Below are 16,129 nucleotides of genomic sequence, written 5' to 3'. Positions count from 1 at the left end.
ACCGAACGCGCTCCACCTGTTCCGCTGAGCGATTCAGCCTCGCGCCCGGGTGGTGGGCCACGAGTCGCGGCTCGGGTGAGCAGGTCCAGGGCGGAGGTGATCCGCAGGCCCGCCCCGGTGAGCTTGCCAACACGCGGGAGCTCGGTGACCACACATCGGCCGTGCAGTTGACAGGAGCAGTCGGGCACGCCCCAGGTCCGGGGACCTGGGGCGTGCCCACCCAGTTCATACGACGCTGCGGTCGGACCTTCCGCTACGGGTGCAGCACGACCTTCGTGTAGCCCTCGATCCGCTTGTCGAACTTGTCGTACGCCGACGGTGCCTGGTCCAGGGGCAGTTCATGCGAGACCACGAAGCTCGGCTTCGCCCTGCCCTCGATGATCATGTCGCGCAGGTACCGGTTGTAGCGCTTCACGTTGCACTGCCCCGTACCCATCCGCAGGCCCTTCTCGAAGAGCTTGCCGATCGAGACGAGGAGCATGCCGTGCTTGGCCTGCTCGTCAGGGCCTCCGGGGTCGGCCGGGACGTAGAGGCCGGGCACGCCGAGCGCTCCCGTGGCCCGGACCGTGCCGACGAGCGAGTTCAGGACGGTCGCCGGTTCCTCGCGCTCAGCGCCGTGCGCCATCGCCTGATAGCCGACGGCGTCCACGCCCTTGTCCGTGCCGACACCCTCGGTCTGCTCCTTGATCTGCTCCACGGCATCGCCCTCGGCGAAGTTGATCGGAACCGCGCCGATCTCCCGGGCCTTCTCCAGCCGCTCGGGAACCCGGTCCACGACGAACACCTTCCTCGCGCCGCGCAGCAGGGCCGAGTAGGCGGCCATGAGCCCGACCGGCCCGCCGCCGTACACGGCGACGCTCTCACCCGGGCGGACCTGGGCGAGTTCACAGCCGTGGTAGCCGGTGGGGAAGATGTCGGCGAGCAGCATGAAGTCGGTCTCGTGCTCGTTTCCCGGCGGCAGCTTCAGGCAGTTGAAATCGGCGTAGGGAACGCGCAGGTATTCCGCCTGACCGCCCGGCCAGGGCCCCATGGCGACATAGCCGTAAGCGCCGCCCGCGAAGCCGGGATTGACGGTCTGACAGAATCCGGTGAATCCCTCGACACAATTGGTGCAGAACCCGCAGGCGACATTGAAGGGCATGACCACGCGGTCGCCGTTCTTGAGCGAGGTGACGCCTTGGCCGGTTTCCTCGATGATTCCCATGTTCTCGTGGCCGAAGACTATGCCGGGCTCGGCGGCAGTACGGCCTTCATACATGTGCAGGTCGGATCCGCATATCGCGGTGGAGGTGACCCGTACGACCACATCGTTCGGGTGCTGGATCTTTGGCTTTTCAACGTCTTCGACCGCCACGGAGAACGGTCCCTTGTACACGACAGCTTTCATGACTGGCACCTCCGCTCGGCAATGCACGTAAAATCTTGCCCCCCCGCCCGCTCTATTTCGCGTGACCTATCTCTCATGATTCTCCGACCTGCGCCAACAGACAACCCGCTAGTCTCGGGAGGAATATCAGGCCTGGTGTCGCACCGGGAAAAGGAGGGCGAGGAAATGGCAGCACAACGGCTCGGGACCCTGCTCGTCCCAGTACCCGGACTGTCCGGCACCACGTACCCGGCCGGAACAACGGTGGCGGTACGTGGTCGCGGCGCGACTGTCGATGCCTTTGTCAACGGCGACTGGCTTCCGCTGTCGTGGTGGGAGTTCTCCGACGGCCTCCGCGAGGACATCGCCGACCGCTGACCCCGGTGCCCGAACGGTGATCCGCCGAGACGCCCAGGGCCTCTCCTTTTCACGATCACGCCCGCGCCGCTCGTTCCCCGGCCCCCCGGGACTGGCACGCCCTGTTCCGGTCGAGGCCGCGCAGGCGTGCACCTCGGTCACGACGGTCAGCAACCGCCCGTGGCCGCTGGGGCGCCGATGCCGATCTGCAGGGTGGCCGGGGCGGCGCAGCAGCCCCGGCCAGAGCTCTCGCCGGCTTCGGGCCCGTCGAAGAGTCCGGCGCCGCCGCAGACTCCGGTCTCGGGCAGGGTGAGTTCGACACGCTCAGCCGCCTCCCGGTCGCCGGCGAGGGCCGCGGCGATGGAGCGGATCTGCTCGTAGCCGGTCATGGCCAGGAACGTCGGCGCGCGGCCGTAGGACTTCATACCGACCAGATAGACACCCTTCTCCGGGTGGGACAGCTCGTTCACGCCGTGCGGGTAGACCGTGCCGCAGGAGTGGATGTTGGGGTCGATCAGCGGCGCCAGTGAGGTCGGAGCCTGGAGACGCTCATCCAGGCCGAGGCGGACCTCGGAGAGGAACGACAGGTCGGGGCGGAAGCCGGTCAGGACGATGACCTCGTCGACCGGCTCGGTGCGGCGGCCGTCCTCCGCCACCAGCACCAGACGCCCGTCGCCGGCACGCTCGACGACTTCCGTGCGGAAGCCGGTGACCGCACTCGCGCGCCCGGCCGCGACCGCAGCCTTCGCGGCGAGCCCCAGGGCGCCGCGAGCGGGGAGCTGGTCGGCTTCTCCGCCGCCGTAGGTGTTGGCACCGATTCCCCGGCGCAGGATCCACATCGCGTGCGTACCGGGTTCACCCTTCGCAAGGTCGGCGAGGGCGGCAAGGGCGGTGAATGCGGAGGCGCCGGAGCCGACGACAGCGGTGCGCTTGCCGGCGAAACGGGCGCGTACGGCCGCGTCGCGGAGGTCAGGGACGCGGTAGGAGATCCGGCCGGCAGCCGCGCGCTCGCCGATGGCAGGCAGGCCGTCGGCGCCGATCGGGCCGGGGGTCGTCCACGTGCCGGAGGCGTCGAGTACCGCGCGGGCGGTGATTCGCTCCTCCCGGCCGTCCGCCGTGGTCAGGTGCACCGTGAACGGCTGCTCGTCCCGCCCGGAGTCGACGATGCGGTCACGGCCGGCCCTGGCGACGCCGGTGACCCTCGCGCCGTAGCGGACCGTGCCGCCGAGGGCGTCAGCCAGCGGCTGGAGGTACCGCTCGGCCCAGTCACCGCCGGTCGGGTACGTCGCGCCGTCCGGGCGCACCCAGCCGGTGGGAGCGAGCAGCTTCTCGGCGGCCGGGTCGACGACCTCGCCCCAGGGGGAGAAGAGCCGCACGTGCGACCACTGCCGCACGGCGCTGCCCGCGGCCGGTCCGGCTTCCAGGACCAGCGGTTCGAGGCCGCGCTCGATCAGGTGGGCAGCGGCGGCCAGGCCTACGGGGCCGGCCCCGATCACGACCACGGGCAGCTCGGTGATGGCGGGCGCAGTCACAACGGCTCTCCTTTGTTTCGACGTTTGTCGATGTCCGATGGAGTCAGCATGAGCTCTGTATCGACATACGTCAACATAGACATTTGTCGAACTCGCAGGAACAATGGACGCATGCCGACTACGAAGACGCTGCCGCTCCTGGAGCCGGATTCCGTGGCGCCGTGCTGCCCGCCACTGACCGAGCGTCCACTGACAGCCGAAGAGGCCGTGCGCACCGCCGCGATGTTCAAGGCTCTCGGCGACCCCGTGCGGCTCCGGCTCTTCTCGCTCGTCGCCTCGCACGCGGGCGGCGAGGCCTGCGTGTGCGACATCTCCGACGTCGGCGTGTCCCAGCCGACCGTCTCCCATCATCTGAAGAAGCTCAAAGACGCCGGACTTCTGACCTCCGAGCGACGCGGGACCTGGGTGTACTACCGGGTGGCCCCTGAGGTGCTGGCCGCCATGGCCGGCCTGCTGTCCGCCAGTCGTTGATCATGCCCCGCCGATGTGCACCCGGCGGTCCGTCCTCGCCGCCGAGGGAGCGCCGACCACGATCACGCGCTGCCCGGCGACGTCATGCGGGGAACGGCGGTCCACGGTGTCCAGCTGTACGCCGCGGATTCCCGGTTCCCAACGCCCCGACGTTTTCGAGACCGGCACCCACGTCAGCGAGCTGCTCCGCTCCCTCCCGGGCAATTGAACACCCCCCTGCCCCGCCCCCCTGTTGAACCGTCTCGCAAAGGGAAGACCTGATGCCCGCCAGCCCCGTCACGTCCGTCCTGTTCGTCTGCGTCCACAACGCCGGACGCTCGCAGATGGCCGCCGGATTCCTCTCCCATCTCGCCGGTGACCGTGTCGAGGTCCGCTCGGCCGGGTCGCTGCCCGCCCAGCAAGTCAACCCGGCCGCGGTCGAGGCGATGAAGGAGGTCGGCGTCGATATCTCCGCGCAGCAGCCGAAAGTGCTGACCACCGAGGCCGTGAAGGCGTCCGACTACGTCATCACCATGGGCTGCGGCGACGCGTGCCCGATCTTCCCCGGCAAGAAGTACCTGGACTGGGCGCTGGAGGACCCGGCCGGCAAGGGTGTCGAGTCCGTACGCCCCATCCGCGACGAGATCAAGAACCGCATCGAGGCCCTGATCGCGGAGATCGACGCCACGCAGGAGGCGTGAGGGCCGTGACGGCTCTGGACGACATCCGCGAGGGCACCTCGGCGTGTCGTCCGATGCTGCTTAGCACGTCGATCTCGGGGTAGACGCACCCCGCGTGCCATCGGCTTGCCGGACAGCACGTTTCGCCGGGGGGACGAAGCAGAGCCAAGGAGCGCTTCATGTTCCTCATCCTCGGACTCATCATTCTGATCGCCGCAGTCGCCATCGGCGTGGTCGGCGTCTTCGCAAACGACGGCAGCGCGCACGGACTCACCGGCGGTTTCTCGGTCTTCGGCTACGACGTCACCGGCTCTACCGGCACGCTCTTCTTCTCCGGCATCGTCATCGGGGCAGCAGCTCTGCTCGGACTGAGCCTGCTGATCGGCGCGCGCCGCGCCAGTCGCCGCCGCACCCTCGCGCGCCGCGGCCCCACCCTGTCACGGCGCGAAAGGGCCCTTGCCGACCAGGAGCGTGTTGACCTGATCCAGGAACGGGATACCGCCTGGGGCGAGACGGCCAAGGCGCAGAGGGACGATCGCCCTGCCGTCACGGGGCAACGTCGCCGTGGGCCGCACTGGTTCGGTCACCGGTCCGCCCCGCGGTGAGCAGCTGCGTAGCCGGAGCTGCCTGTGCCGGGCGGGTGTCACGGCGAGCCGGTCGACACTGCTGCGGCTGATCCCGCGTCCTGCCCGAGCCGGCGACGCACACACCCATGGTGCTCAGCCGGCCCACCGGCTTCGTCGGCAGCAGGCCGAGGTTCGCCGGGCGAACGCGCGGGCGGGCATCGTCGGCCAACGTCGGCCCAGCCGTGTGCAGATGGCGCGACAGCCCTTGCGCCAGGGCGCGGACATGGGCGCGCACCGGCGGGTGAGCTGTCAGGAATGCGGCGGGTACGTGTTCATCCGTGCGGCGCGTCCTCCGGGCGCTGCCCGCCTCCGATGCCCTGAGTGTCGCCCATCCGCGCCGTGGCGTGGCGGAAGGGATCCATGAACTCCCGCGCGACAGAGTCCTCGAGGAGCCTGAGCTCCGTACGGACGGCCGGCAGGTACTCGGCCGACAGGGTGTCGAGCAGGCCATCCAGCAGCGCGCGGAGGCGTCGGCAGACCTGGGTGGATCCCGCCCCGTACTCACGGATCTCGGTGACGGCGAGCTGGAGGTAGTCCTCCCACACCCGGCCCGGCATCATCAGTCGCGGCCGGCCGCGGTCGTCGTTGAGCACGTGCCGGCGAGGGAGTTCGGTCCTGCCGGCGCTGTAGAGAAACGCCTCGATGTGGTTCAGCACCTGGACGGCGGTCGTGGGGTCGTTCACGGCCGGGGAGAGCGCGCGGATGGCGATGTCGACGAGAACGCGCAGGGCGAAGGCGGGGTCCTGCTCGATGGTCCGCTCGGCACCGAGGGCGACAAGCCCGGTCACCCGCCGCGGATCGGGCGCCGAGGTCCCACCGTGGACCTCGACCAGGATGGCGCCCGGCGGTACGTAGTCCCCGACCTGGTGGGTCACCACGAAGGTGCAGTCGTGGCGCGCCGCGGCTGCCGTCAGCCCGACTATGTGGAACGCCTGGATGACTCCGCCGTGTTCGGACCGAATGCCTGTCACCGGGCGGTCCGGCAGCGGGGGTCCGTCGTCGCTGGGCGCGGAGGCGCCGGTCCCGGCCGCCCAGCGGGTGAGGACCTTCGCCCCCATGCGACCGACCAGGTCGGCGATGGCCACCGGCCGGAGGTTGTGGGTGAACCGGTTGAGGTAGACCAGCAGAAGCAGCAGGCTGACGGAGACGGCCAGCCCGGCCAGGGTGACTCCCAGGTTGGGGACGAAGTCCGACCCGATGCTGCGGAGCAGGGAGAAGGCGAACGCGAACGTCCCGGTGAAGGTGGCCAGCACGGCTTTCTGCAGGCGGTCCCGGTACCACAGGCGCATGTACCGCGGGGACAGCGTTCCCGTGGCCTGCTGGACGACGAGAACGCCAATGGTCACGACGAATCCGAGCAGGGCAACCATGGCCCCGACGATGGCCGTGAGCACACCGCTCGCCGTGGTCGCGGAATACTGCCACTTCACCGACAGCCACCCTGTTCTGTCCGCGGCCATGGCGTACTCGGCGAGAATCACCCCGAGTACGAGTCCGAACAGCGGGACGATCCACAGGCTGGCTTTGGCGTATTGCCGCAGCTGAAACGCGAACGCCCACGACAGCACGGGGCACCCTCCGGGTTCAGCTCTGGAATGCGGCCTTCGACATCCACGCTAATGCCGTACCCCGGCGGGCGCAGAAACAGGACGCTGTCCGGGCTTCCCGGAATTGCGCGCTTCCGGGTCCGCGCCGGGTTTCCGCCCTTCAAAAGGCCAGGTCCGGACCGGCTCGGCAGGCCCGTGGGGAGTTCCTTGCTTAAGCTGACCGGGTGGCACCGGATCGGCTCAACGGCGCATGAGGTTGATGTCCGCGATGCTGCCGAGCCGTACCTGGGGGGTCGCGCGGCCGTGCGTCTCCGCCGGGCCGGAAGGGGCTCACAATGGACGACTACCCGCTGATCGAGAACCACGGCCTGATCGGTGATCTGCAGACCGCGGCGCTGGTGACCACCGACGGGACGATCGACTGGTTCTGCTGTCCGCGCTTCGACTCGCCAAGCGTGTTCGGCGCTCTGCTGGACCGTGAAAAGGGCGGGCATTTCACGGTCGCCCCGGCAACCAAGACCTACGCGACAAAGCAGTTGTACCTTCCCGACACCGCGATTCTCGTGACCCGGTTCATGACCGAGTCGGGCGCCGGCGAGGTGGTCGACTTCATGCCGGTGACCGGGCAGACGGCCACCCCTCGGCACCGTCTGGTCCGCATGCTCCGATGCGTGCGCGGCAGCATGACCTTCGAGATCGACATCGCCCCACGATTCGACTACGGCCGCAAACCGCACAAGCTGCACATCACCGACCACGGAGCGGTGTTCACCGCGGAGGATCTGGAACTGACCGTCCACGCGGTCCGCGAACCGGAGGACGAGCGGCTGCTGAACTCCCTCACGGGCGAACAGGATCTGCACTTTTCGGTGACCCTGCACGCCGGTCAGCAGCGGGGCCTGGTCATGGAGTCGTCCGCCGGCGGACCGCCGCGCGAAATCCGCCTCACCGAGTTCCAGCAGCTCTTCGACAACACCGTCCAGTACTGGCGGTCCTGGCTCGGCCAGTCCCGGTACTCGGGCCGGTGGCGGGAGGCGGTGGAGCGCTCCGCCGTGACGCTGAAGCTGATGACGTACGCACCCAGCGGCGCCCTGGTGGCAGCCCCGACGGCGGGGCTGCCGGAGCAACTGGGCGGCGAACGCAACTGGGACTACCGGTTCACCTGGATCCGCGACGCCTCGTTCTCCGTGTACGCCCTGCTGGGACTGGGGTTCAAGGAGGAGGCCACCGCGTTCATCGGCTGGCTGCGCGACCGGGTGAAGGAGAAGGCCGGCAGTGACGGTGACACAGGACCGCTGAACATCATGTACCGGGTCGACGGCTCCTCCGACCTCTTCGAGGAGACCCTGGAGCACTGGGAGGGATACCAGCGCTCCTCCCCGGTGCGCATCGGCAACGGCGCCGCCAACCAGCTGCAACTGGACATCTACGGCGAGGCGCTGGACAGCATCTTCTTCGCGCACCAGCGCGGTATCCAGCTGGACCACGGGGGCTGGACCTCGCTGCACACGATCCTCGACTGGCTCACCGATCACTGGGACCAGGCCGGGGAGGGCCTGTGGGAGACCCGGGGCGGCCGCAAGGACTTCACCTACGGCCGGGTGATGTCCTGGGTCGCCTTCGACCGCGCGCTGCGGCTCGCGGCGGCCAGCGGCCGGCCGGCCGCGCTCGACCGCTGGAGCAGTGAGCGGAACAAGATCTACGAGCAGGTCCTGGCACGCGGCTGGGACCCCCAGCGCCAAGCCTTCGTCCAGCACTACGGCAGCGATGTGCTCGACTCCTCGCTGCTGCGGATGCCGACGGTCGGCTTCATCACCCCCGACGACCCGATGTGGACATCCACGCTGGACGCGATGGACCGGGAGCTGGTCACCGACAGCCTGGTCTACCGCTACAACCCCGAAGCCTCGCCCGACGGGCTGCGCGGCTCCGAAGGGACCTTCTCCCTGTGCACGTTCATGTACGTCGACGCACTTGCCCGGGCCGGACGGACCGATCAGGCCAGACTCGTTCTGGAGAAGATGCTGACGTACGCCAACCATCTGGGCCTGTACTCCGAGGAGATCGACCTGACGGGTCGACAACTGGGCAATTTCCCCCAGGCATTCACCCATCTGGCACTCATCGACGCGGCCATCACCCTGGACGCGACCTTGAACCGGGCGCGGGAGACCGGTACTTCGATCCCGCTCGGTACGGCGGACCGGGCTCCCCTTTCGGCGGTGCCGATCGGGGACCGGCCGAACGTCGGCGGCTGACGGTCGATACCCGGCGCGGAAGTCGCTGCCGGCCCCCTCCCCGCCGGGCTCGGCGGGGAGGGGGCCGGGGAGTAACGACGGTGCTGCCTTGTCCGTCAGCCGCCGGTGGCGAAGCCGGGGAAGAGGGTCATCCCGCCGTCCACATAGAGGGTGGTTCCCACCACGTAGTCCATGAGATCGGAGGCAAGGCCCACGACGGCATGGGCGATGTCCTGGGGGTCGCCGATGCGCTTGTACGGGATGAGCCGCAGCAGATCCTCCTGGGCCTCCGGCGTCTCCCAGGCGCTGCGGTTGATCGGCGTCTTGATGGCTCCCGGGGCGACCGCGTTCACACGGATCTTCTGCGGTGCGAGTTCCTGCGCCAGTGTCTCCATCATCATCTGTACGCCGCCCTTGGAGGAGGCGTAGTTGACGTGCCCCGCCCACGGGATGAGCTGGTGCACCGAGCTCATGCAGATGATCTTCCCTGCCGCGCTCGACACCTCCGGGACGACCCCGCGCCGCAGGAACTCCTTCGTCGCCTCCCGGGCGCACAGGAACTGACCCGTCAGGTTGACGTCCAGCACCTTCTGCCACTGGGCGAGGGTCATCTCCGTGAACGGGGCGTCGCGCTGCAGACCGGCGTTGGCGACCAGGATGTCGATCGTCCCGAACTCCTGGACCATCCGGTCCATCATGCCGACGACCTGGTCCTCCTGGGACACGTCCGCCTCGTACGCCGCCGCGCGCACCCCGAACGAGGTGATCTCCTTGACCACTTGCTCGGCGGCCGCACGGTCGGCCACATAGTTCACGACCACGTCGGCGCCGGCCCGGCCAAGACCGATGGCCGTCGCCATGCCGATTCCGGAGTTGGCGCCCGTGACCAGTGCCTTCTGCCCCTTCAGCAGATGCGTCGGGATCACGCCCTGGGGTACACCCGCGGTGGAATTCACGATTGCCTGCCTCCTGGCTGCGTGGCCCCCGGTCCGCCGGCCCGCGGCCCGGTCGAGTCCCGGCGTCAGAGAATCACCGGTGGCGGGACGCGGCACCTCCGGCGAGCTGACGTTGGGCTGCCCGGCGGAGCAACTTCGCCCGGTCGGACCAGTGGACGCCCGGCGGTCAGCTCAGCCGTTCCATGAGGTGGTCGCCCACCCGCAGGGCGTTGGCGATGGCCGTCAGGGACGGGTTGACCGCGCCGATGCTCGGGAAGAAGCTCGTGTCGACCACGTAGAGGTTGTCCAGGTCGTGGGCCTTGCAGTTGACGTCCAGGGCGGAGGCGGCCGGGTCGTCGCCGAACCGGACGGTGCCGGCCTGGTGCGCGGTTGCGCCGATCGGCATGCCCTTGTGCAGATAGATGCTGTGGGACAGCAACCGGTGCTCGTGCATGCCCAAGTGACCGAGCATGCCCTGGAGTTTGTGCTGCAGACGCTTCAGGCCTTCCACGTTGTTCTTCTCGTCGAGGGCCAGATGGATGCTGCCGTCGCCGTCCAGGGTGACGCGGTTGTCGGACAGCGGAAGGTCCTCGCCGCACAGCCAGAAATCGACGGCGTGATGGGCCAGCACCTCGAAGGGCATGTCGGGCGAGACCGCGCCGGCCCAGCGTGGGGCCTCGCCGTGGATCTGTTCGGCGTCCGACTTGCCGAGCATCTGGATTCCGCCCAGCGGGTAGTCCCAGTCGTCCGCGCCCAGATACCAGTCGTTCATGGCGAGGGTCTTCTGGAACTGGGTGTCGTTGGGTTCCTTCGACACGGCCATCAGGGCCAGGTTGTTGTGCCGCATGTAGAAACGGCCGACCACGTCGGAGCTGTTGGCCAGCCCGCGGGGGTGCCGGTCGTTGGCCGAAGCCAGCAGCAGAGCGGCGGAGTTGACCGCCCCGCAGGCGACGACCACGATGTCCGCCGCGTACCGGTCCTCCGAGCCGTCCGCGTTCCGGGTGACGACCGTGCTGACGCTGCGTCCGGCCGGGTCGGTCTCCAGCCGGACCACTCGGGCATTGGTGATCATCTCGACGTTGGGGTGCTGCAGGGCGGGTTCCACGCAGATCACCTGGGCGTCGGACTTGCCGCGCACCAGACACGGGAATCCGTCGACCCGGTTGCAGCGGATGCAGACGCTGGAGTGGGTCGCCCGCCCATTGCTGTCCTGGGTCAGGTTGACCCCGATGGGCAGATGGAAGGGGTGCAGGCCCCGCTTCTCCAGGTCGTCGCTCAACTGCTGGATGCGTGGCTCGTGTTCGACGGGCGGGTACGCGTACTGCGCGCTCGCCGGCCCTTCGCCGGGGTCCTCGCCGTGCCGCCCGTGTACGAGATAGAGGTGTTCGGCCTGGGTGTAGTACGGCTCCAGATCCTCGTAGCGGATCGGCCAGGCGGGCGAGACGCCGTCGTGGTGGCGGAGTTCGCCGAAGTCCTCGGGCCGCAGCCGGAAGAGGGCGGCGCCGTAGAACTTGGTGTTTCCTCCGACGTAGTAGTTGACCTCGGGCGGGAACTCGTTGCCGTGCTTGTCGAACCAGAATTCCGGGGCCCGGTACTTGCCCTTGACGAACACGGCGGTGGAGTCCCAGTTGTCCCGCTCACGCGGGAGATAGTCACCGCGTTCGAGGATGAGCACCCGTTTGCCGGAGGGAGCGAGCCGGTGGGCGAGCGTACCGCCGCCGGCGCCGCTGCCGATGATGATGACGTCATAGTGCGGGGAGTCGCCCACGGCGACCACCGTCCTTGCTCTCGCGGCCCTGCCCTCTCGCCGGGACCTGTCACATCACGCTGCGGAGACAAAGGAACCATTCCGCCTTTTCGAACGTAACCGCCCTTTCGGTTCGCGGCGACCGGGGAGCCGCCGTGCGGACGCGGTCACAGAACGGCGATCGGATTCACCGGCGAGCCGGTGGCCGCCGGCAGCCGCAGCGGCGCGACCACACACAGGAAGCTCCAGCGGCCGGCCCGTTCGCACGCCGGAGCCAGCTCCTCGAACTGCAGGTAGTCCATGAGATGCACTCCCAAGGCGTGCATGGCCAGCACATGCACGGGAAAGGCGATCTCCGCCACCGCGCTGGGGGCGGTGTCGTTGTTGCCGTCCCCGCCCAGCACCGCGACCTGCCGCTCGGCCAGGAACCGCATCGCCGTCGGATGGAGGCCGCACCGGGCCTGCGCCGCGTCCCAGGCCCCGAGTTCCCGGCGCCTTCCCCGGTGCCCCACCCGGACGAGCAGCAAATCCCCCGGCCCGACCCGGACCCCTTGGGCGGCCTCGGCCGCGGTGAGGTCGTCGGCCGTCACATGGTCGCCGGGTTCCAGCCAGGGCACCCCGCGCAGCCGCGGGATGTCCAGCAGTACGCCGCGGCCGACGATGCCGTCCCGTACCACATCGAGGGAGAGCGAACCGGCGCCGTCCCGCGTCACAGTGCTCGCCGGCACCCCGTTGTAGAGCTCGCCGTCGAGCAGCACATGGCAGAGCGCGTCGAGATGGCTGTCCGCGTCCCCGTGCACGTTCATCGCGAACCGGTCGAGGGCGAAGTGCAGCCCGTCCGCGCCGATGTCACCGGGCGGGGGTCCGGTCATCCGGTGCTCCGCGGGCTCGGGATTGTCCGGGCCCGGCCGGGTCTCGATGGGCGAGGCGAGGGACACCGTGTGCCCGGACCTGACTTCAGCGGCGGCTGCCACCACCCGCTCGGGCGTCAGGTGGTTGAGTGCTCCGCGCCGGTCGTCTGGACTGCGCCGGGCGCCGTCGCGCAGGTGCTCGTACAGCTGCCGGAAGGCGTCCGCGGTCATGGGCTGCGGGGCTGAGGGTTCCGTGTACGGGGCCATGGGGATGCTGCCTCCCGCCGACGATTCGGGCGTCCGGCGTCTCATTGTCGGGCGGCCGGTCCGGGCCCGCGACAGCGGCGCCCGCCTCAACCGGTGGTCTCCCAGGGGCCGAGGCCCCACCGGAGCACATGGCTGGCGCCCGGCTCCAGGGTGGTCAGATCCGTACCGCTGCGGAAAGCGTCCGCCGGACAGGACATGGCTTCCACGGCGAGACCGCGGCGCCGCCGCCCGGGCTCGGGCAGGGTGTCACCCGTGTACACCTGGACGTACCGGGTGCCTTCGCCGAGCCGTACGTCGATGCCGCGCAGCCCCGAGGGGTGCGCCAGCCGCACCACGGCCCGGCCGGAGGGGTCCCGGTCGAGTCCGGTGAACGCGGTGTCCAGCTGCTGCTCGCCGATGGGCCGGGCGACGCGGAAGTCGTACGCCGTGCCTTCGACCGGTTCCCGGCCGACCGGCAGGCTCTGCTCGTCCGTGCGCAGCCGGTAGCGGGCGGGTACGGTCAGCAGCGCCGTGTCCACCAGGTCCGTGCCCACGGTCAGATAAGGGTGCTGGCCCACGCCATAAGGTGCCGCGGTGTCCCCCACGTTGGTCGCGGTGACGGCGACCTCGAGCCCCTGCGGCCCCAGCCGGTACTCGGCGACGACCTCCAGCAGAAAGGGATAGCCCGGCTGCGGGAAGAGCGTGGTGCCGACCCTGACTCCGTCGTCGCTGCGGGCGAGCAGCTCCCACGGGGTCCAGCGGAGGAGTCCGTGGATCGCGTTGTGCTTCTCCGGCTCGGTCAGTGGGAGTTGCAGATCCTGGCCATTGAAGTGGTAGCGCCCGCCGCCCACCCGGTTGGGCCAGGGAAGGAGAAGTTGCCCTCGGCCGCCGGTGATCCGTGCGTCGGCGGTGAATCCGTCCAGCAGCGGACGGCCGTCCACCTCGTAGTGGCGCAGGGCGGCACCCAGCTGGACCACGACGGCCGTCTGCCCGGCGTGGCGCAGCTGCCACTGTTCTCCCGTCGCGTGTTGTCCTGTCGCGTGTTCGTCTGTCCGGTGTTCGTCTGTCGCGCTGGGGGGCATGCGCTGCTCCTCACTCGGTACGGTGCCTACGGCCGGCGCGCCGGTCCGCGGGGGAACCGGTGCGGTGTCCGCGCGCAGCAGGGATATGACGGCCTCGACGACGGCTTCCGGCCGCTGGTCGATCTCCACCACCAAGGGGTGTTCGTCGGGCTCCGGCTCCTGGAGATCCGCGAACTGACTGTCCAGCAGTCCGGCCTGAAAGAAGTGGCCGTGCCGGGCGCCCAGTCGGGAGCGGATGAGCTGCCGCGAACCGTGCAGGTACACCAGGCGCACTCCGGGCCGTCCGCCGAGCAGTTGGTCCCGGTAGGCGCGCTTGAGCGCGGAGCACGTGACCACGGCCGGTTGCCGCGCCGCGATCTCCTGGTCCATCCAGGCGGCGATGGCGTTCAGCCACGGTCGCCTCTCCTTGTCGGTCAGCGGTTGACCGGCCGCCATCCTGGCGCGGTTGGCCGGGGGGTGGAAATCGTCCGCGTCCCGGTAGGGCCAGCCGAGCCGGTCGGCGAGCAGCCGCGCCACCGTGGACTTGCCCGATCCCGCCACGCCGACGACAAGCACCAAGGCCTCGGGCACCCCGGCGGCCGCGTCACCCGCCGGAGCCGGGAGCGCCCCGGTCATCAGCCCTCCAAGGACGGGGCGCCGCGCACAGCGCCCGGATGACGAATCCGGCGACAACGATCACGACGCCTCCCATCACAGCCCATGGTGTCCGCTTCATGTCTCGGCGGCTGTTCGCCGGCTGCGCGCGGCCGCCCTCAGGCGGGGCCGGCCACGCGGGCGGCCGGAGATACGGCGGGCTTGACCACCGGCGGAACAGTGCGGCCGGGCGGCAGCAGCTCGGTGGTCACGAAGGCCACGACGGCCGCCAGGATCACGACGGGGATCATGTCGGTCTTGCCGAGCAGCAGGACGACGAGCACCACGCTGCTGACCGGCAGCCGCAGGGCACTGGTCGCCGCGGCCGCCATGCCCGCGGCCATTGCCGGTACGACCCCCAGACCCGGAAGGGGCGCGAGCAGCACACCCACCGCGCCGCCCAGGAACAGGGAGGGAAAGATGGGTCCGCCTCGCAGGCTGCCCAGACAGAGCGCGTAGGCCGCGCCCTTGCAGATCAGTACGGCGATCAGGGCACCGACCCCCCAGGCGTGCGGATCGGCGGCCATTCGGGTCAGCGTGGCCTGACCGGACGAGGCCACGTCCGCAGGTGACAGGTCGGTGGTGAGCGCGTACACGGAGGCGCAGACTCCGGCGGCGAGCGCGCAGACGGCGGTGTGGACGACGGGGCGCATCGAGACGAACACGGCGGCCAGCCGGCCTCCGGCCAGGATCAGATGCACGAAGACACCGATCGCGACAGCCATCAGCACCGACCAGAACACATCACCGGTATCAATACGGGGAACCGGGTCGCCGAGCTTCAGGGACAGGCCGCCGGTCGAGAGGCCGGTCCAGCGGCCGAAACCGGTGAACACGAGCGAACCCACCCCGCTGGACAGCAGCACCGGCAACATGACCGCGAACAGCTGCGGTCCGCCGACCCCCGCCATCTCCATGAGCAGCACCGCGGCCATCAGCGGGTTGCCGAAGATCGTCGAGACGGCCGCCGCGGCTCCGGCCGCGCCCAGGAGCGCCTTGTTCTGCGGGGTGGCCGGCGCCCGGGCGAGGTTCCCGAAGAGCAGCGCCAGGCCCCCGCCCAGGGCGACGAGCGGGGCTTCGGGACCCAGGGCGGCGCCGAGCGGGAGACTGGCCGCGGCAGCGAGGATCACTCCGGGCAGCGCCGCGGCCGAGGAGCCCCCGGCCTGCAGTCCGGAGGCGGGGATGTGGCCGCCGGCGCCGGGCAGATGTGTGACCACCAGTCCGACGAGGATGCCGGCGACCAGCAGCAGGGGCAGCGGCCACCACCACGGCGGGGCGTCCCAGCCCAGGGCCTGCGGCACATTGGTCCACATCAGATGCTCCAGCTGGTGGAGCCCGACGAGGAACCAGAACGCGGCGAGCGACACCGGAATGCCGATGAGGGCGCTGAACGCGAGCGTTTTCAGGTAGGTCGGGGTGCGCAGCATGTCGCGCAGCCGGTCCGCCTCCTGCGGCTGCGTTCCACCGCCGGACGCGGCTGGTCGCGGGCTCGGCTCCGTCATGGGGTCGTCCTTTCCCGGTCCCCAACTCCGGTGTCAGCCAAGGATCTTGCGCTTCTCTGCCGCGAATTCCTCTTCGGTGAGTACCCCTTGGGCCTTCAGGTCGCCCAGTTGCTTGAGCTGATCAATCTTGTTGCTCATGTCGTCGCCGGGTGGAGCGGGCGGCGTTGGGGCCGGAGCGGGTGCCGCTGCCTGCGGCTGCTGCTGGTCGTCCTGCTGCGCCCACCGACCCGCCTGGCGCCGCGACACGCGGTTGGACACCGCGGTCGCGGTTCCGGCGACGACGGCGGTGCGGGCGACGCCACGAATAAGTCCGGGCATGTTCACTCATCTCCCACGGT

14 protein-coding genes are annotated in these 16,129 nt (G+C 69.8%); 5 read left to right on the top strand and 9 right to left on the bottom strand.

The window, feature by feature from the left end; all coding sequences use genetic code 11:
- Positions 1 to 253: 253 nt before the first annotated feature.
- Positions 254 to 1,387, bottom strand: coding sequence for a glutathione-independent formaldehyde dehydrogenase (locus tag ACFWDI_RS05645; protein WP_385301500.1), 1,134 nt, complete (start codon positions 1,385 to 1,387; stop codon positions 254 to 256).
- Between the two features lie 165 nt (positions 1,388 to 1,552).
- Here ACFWDI_RS05645 and ACFWDI_RS05640 point away from each other — a divergent pair, with 165 nt between their 5' ends.
- Positions 1,553 to 1,744, top strand: a complete 192-nt coding sequence (locus ACFWDI_RS05640) for a hypothetical protein (RefSeq protein ID WP_326647534.1) — start codon at positions 1,553 to 1,555, stop codon at positions 1,742 to 1,744.
- Positions 1,745 to 1,890: 146 nt separating this feature from the next.
- Here ACFWDI_RS05640 and ACFWDI_RS05635 read toward each other — a convergent pair whose 3' ends face one another.
- A complete protein-coding gene (locus ACFWDI_RS05635) occupies positions 1,891 to 3,255 on the bottom strand; it encodes an FAD-dependent oxidoreductase (protein ID WP_385301499.1) in 1,365 nt (454 codons plus the stop codon).
- Between the two features lie 111 nt (positions 3,256 to 3,366).
- Here ACFWDI_RS05635 and ACFWDI_RS05630 point away from each other — a divergent pair, with 111 nt between their 5' ends.
- From ACFWDI_RS05630 to ACFWDI_RS05620, 3 genes are all read left to right on the top strand, one after another.
- Positions 3,367 to 3,726: an ArsR/SmtB family transcription factor gene (locus ACFWDI_RS05630; RefSeq protein ID WP_385301498.1), complete on the top strand. Its 360-nt coding sequence runs from the start codon at positions 3,367 to 3,369 to the stop codon at positions 3,724 to 3,726.
- Positions 3,727 to 3,986: 260 nt separating this feature from the next.
- Positions 3,987 to 4,406: an arsenate reductase ArsC gene (locus tag ACFWDI_RS05625; RefSeq protein ID WP_385301497.1), complete on the top strand. Its 420-nt coding sequence runs from the start codon at positions 3,987 to 3,989 to the stop codon at positions 4,404 to 4,406.
- Positions 4,407 to 4,564: 158 nt separating this feature from the next.
- Positions 4,565 to 4,990 (top strand): hypothetical protein, encoded by a 426-nt coding sequence (locus tag ACFWDI_RS05620; protein ID WP_385301496.1) that lies wholly within the window; start codon positions 4,565 to 4,567, stop codon positions 4,988 to 4,990.
- Positions 4,991 to 5,283: 293 nt separating this feature from the next.
- On the opposite strand, the gene ACFWDI_RS05615 is transcribed toward ACFWDI_RS05620, so the two are convergent.
- Entirely contained in the window at positions 5,284 to 6,579 is a 1,296-nt protein-coding gene (locus ACFWDI_RS05615) for a DUF2254 domain-containing protein (RefSeq protein ID WP_385301494.1), read from the bottom strand.
- Between the two features lie 314 nt (positions 6,580 to 6,893).
- On the opposite strand from ACFWDI_RS05615, the gene ACFWDI_RS05610 reads away from it, so the two are divergent.
- Entirely contained in the window at positions 6,894 to 8,816 is a 1,923-nt protein-coding gene (locus ACFWDI_RS05610) for a glycoside hydrolase family 15 protein (protein ID WP_385301493.1), read from the top strand.
- A gap of 95 nt (positions 8,817 to 8,911) precedes the next feature.
- Here ACFWDI_RS05610 and ACFWDI_RS05605 read toward each other — a convergent pair whose 3' ends face one another.
- From ACFWDI_RS05605 to ACFWDI_RS05580, 6 genes are all read right to left on the bottom strand, one after another.
- Positions 8,912 to 9,706, bottom strand: coding sequence for an SDR family oxidoreductase (locus ACFWDI_RS05605; protein ID WP_385301639.1), 795 nt, complete (start codon positions 9,704 to 9,706; stop codon positions 8,912 to 8,914).
- Between the two features lie 211 nt (positions 9,707 to 9,917).
- On the bottom strand, positions 9,918 to 11,498 hold the full coding sequence (locus ACFWDI_RS05600; protein ID WP_385301492.1) for a GMC oxidoreductase: 1,581 nt from the start codon (positions 11,496 to 11,498) through the stop codon (positions 9,918 to 9,920).
- A gap of 146 nt (positions 11,499 to 11,644) precedes the next feature.
- Entirely contained in the window at positions 11,645 to 12,595 is a 951-nt protein-coding gene (locus ACFWDI_RS05595; protein WP_385301491.1) for a cyclase family protein, read from the bottom strand.
- A gap of 86 nt (positions 12,596 to 12,681) precedes the next feature.
- On the bottom strand, positions 12,682 to 14,271 hold the full coding sequence (locus ACFWDI_RS05590) for a gluconokinase, GntK/IdnK-type (protein ID WP_385301489.1): 1,590 nt from the start codon (positions 14,269 to 14,271) through the stop codon (positions 12,682 to 12,684).
- Between the two features lie 137 nt (positions 14,272 to 14,408).
- Positions 14,409 to 15,791, bottom strand: coding sequence for a chloride channel protein (locus ACFWDI_RS05585; protein WP_385301488.1), 1,383 nt, complete (start codon positions 15,789 to 15,791; stop codon positions 14,409 to 14,411).
- A gap of 33 nt (positions 15,792 to 15,824) precedes the next feature.
- On the bottom strand, positions 15,825 to 16,109 hold the full coding sequence (locus ACFWDI_RS05580) for an SHOCT domain-containing protein (RefSeq protein ID WP_385301487.1): 285 nt from the start codon (positions 16,107 to 16,109) through the stop codon (positions 15,825 to 15,827).
- Positions 16,110 to 16,129 lie beyond the last annotated feature (20 nt).

The sequence above is a fragment of the Streptomyces sp. NPDC060064 genome (assembly GCF_042736455.1).
Classification (GTDB): domain Bacteria; phylum Actinomycetota; class Actinomycetes; order Streptomycetales; family Streptomycetaceae; genus Streptomyces.
The sequence above is the reverse complement of the archived record's forward strand: the minus strand, read 5'-3'. Positions and strand labels throughout refer to the sequence as shown.